We start from the raw sequence: 430 nt of genomic DNA on the forward strand, positions 1-430 counted from the left end.
CCGCAGCCCTTCTTGCGCCGTCTGCCCTCGTCCGAGCGCCTGCTCTGCCTCCGCCAGTTGCCGGCTGAGCGTGTCGCGCTCGGCCTGCAACCGCGCCCGCGCCTCCGCGCCGGCCACGGCGGCGTCTTGCGCCCTCACCTGCACGGCCGCCAGTTCGGTGCGCAGGTCCGCGACCACCTGCTCGCCCTTCTGGCGCAGCGTGCGTTCCTGGTCGATCTCGCGCAGCGCGCGGCGTTCGGTGGCACTGGCCCGCTCCTGTGCGACGGCCACCTGCTCGCGGGTGCGTTCCAGCTCCGTCGAGAATTGGGTACGCAACTCTCCCAATTGCCGCTCGAGCGCCTCGATCTGGCGCTGCCCCGCCTCCTGACGCGCCCGCGCGGCGGCGTGGGCCTGGCGCTCGGCGTCCAGTTCCCCCTGCAGCGCCGCGCGT

1 pseudogene is annotated in these 430 nt (G+C 74.4%); it reads right to left on the bottom strand.

Going from position 1 to position 430, the window contains the following annotated elements:
• Positions 1 to 315: pseudogene (locus tag AC1DKD_RS42185) on the bottom strand (DNA-binding protein); the annotation flags it as partial.
• Positions 316 to 430 lie beyond the last annotated feature (115 nt).

It is taken from the genome of Cupriavidus sp. 05T313, from assembly GCF_056396665.1.